The organism is Saccharopolyspora sp. NPDC050389 (genome assembly GCF_040655595.1).
Taxonomy (GTDB): domain Bacteria; phylum Actinomycetota; class Actinomycetes; order Mycobacteriales; family Pseudonocardiaceae; genus Saccharopolyspora.
Genome location: NZ_JBFAKG010000218.1, coordinates 1 through 1721, shown reverse-complemented (window position 1 = coordinate 1721; position 1721 = coordinate 1). Strand labels below are relative to the sequence as shown.

At 69.0% G+C, this 1721-nt stretch carries 1 protein-coding gene; it reads right to left on the bottom strand.

Going from position 1 to position 1721, the window contains the following annotated elements; all coding sequences use genetic code 11:
* The coding region (gene acs / locus AB0I53_RS49525; RefSeq protein ID WP_358618188.1) for an acetate--CoA ligase at positions 1-1721 on the bottom strand (1721 nt) is incomplete at both ends.

Genomic DNA, 1721 nt, shown 5'->3' with positions numbered 1-1721 from the left:
GGGCCGATCTCGTGGGAGACGTGCTCGCGCAGTTCCTTGAGGGCGGATTCGCCGCTGGCGGTGTCGTCGGTGCCGCCGCGCAGGATGACGAACGCGACGATGCCCTGGCCGGTGGTGGGGTCGGAGGCGCCGACCACGGCGGCCTCGGCGACGTTGGGGTGCGACACGAGGGCGGATTCGACCTCGGTGGTGGAGATGCGGTGCCCGGAGACGTTCATGACGTCGTCGACCCGGCCCAGCAGCCAGATGTCGCCGTCGTCGTCGTATTTGGCGCCGTCACCGGCGAAGTAGAAGCCCAGGTCGGCGAACTTCGACCAGTAGGTGTCGCGGTAGCGCTCGTCGTCGCCCCAGATACCGCGCAGCATCGACGGCCACGGCTGGTCCAGCACCAGCAGTCCGCCGCCGCCGTTGCCGACCTGGGCGCCGGTCTCGTCGACGACCTTCGCGGAGATGCCGGGCAGCGGCTGTTGTGCGGAGCCGGGTTTGGCGGCGGTGACGCCGGGCAGCGGGGAGATCATGATCGCGCCGGTCTCGGTCTGCCACCAGGTGTCCACGACCGGGGTGCGGTCGCCGCCGATGTTCTTGCGGTACCAGATCCAGGCCTCGGGGTTGATCGGCTCACCGACCGAGCCGAGCAGGCGCAGGGAGGACAGGTCGTACTTCGCGGGGATTTCCGCGCCCCACTTCATGAAGGTGCGGATGGTCGTGGGGGCGGTGTAGTAGATCGTCACCCCGTACTTCTGCACGATCTCCCAGTGCCGGCCCTCGTGCGGGGCGTTGGGGGTGCCTTCGTAGATGACCTGGGTCGCGCCGTTGGCCAGCGGGCCGTAGACGATGTAGCTGTGGCCGGTGACCCAGCCGATGTCGGCGGTGCACCAGAACACGTCCGACTCGGGTTTGAGGTCGAAGACGTTGTGGTGGGTGTAGGCGACCTGGGTGAGGTAGCCGCCAGAGGTGTGCAGGATGCCTTTGGGGCGTCCGGTGGTGCCCGAGGTGTAGAGGATGAACAGCGGGTTCTCGGCGTCGAAGGCTTCCGGGGTGTGTTGCTCGGGCTGGCCGGAGACGACGTCGTCCCACCACTTGTCGCGGGTGTCGTCCCAGGCCACGTCGGTGCCGGTGCGGCGGACCACGACCACGTGCTCGACGCTGGGGGTGTCCGCGACGGCCTCGTCGACGTTGGTCTTCAACGGCATGGCCTTGCCGCGCCGGTACTGGCCGTCGGAGGTGATGACGACCTTGGCTTCGGCGTCGTTGATCCGGGTGCGCAGCGCCTCGGAGGAGAATCCGCCGAAGACGACACTGTGCATCGCGCCGAGCCGGGCGCAGGCCAGCATCGAGAACACCGCTTCGGGCAGCATCGGCAGGTAGATCGCGACCCGGTCGCCGGCGCCCACACCGAGTGAGGCGAGGGCGTTGGCGGTGCGGGAGACCTCGCGCTGCAGTTCGGCGTAGGTGATCTCGCGGGAGTCGCCGGGCTCGCCTTCCCAGTGGATCGCGACCCGGTCGCCGTTGCCGGCCTCGACGTGGCGGTCCACGCAGTTGTAGGCGACGTTGAGCTTGCCGCCGACGAACCACTTCGCGAACGGGGCGTTCGACCAGTCCAGGACCTGGTCCCAGGTGGTGTCCCAGGCCAGCCGCTCGGCTTGCTTCGCCCAGAACGCCTCCCGATCAGCCGAGGCCTGCTCGTACAGCGCCGACGTGGCGTTGGCCTGCGCCGCGAA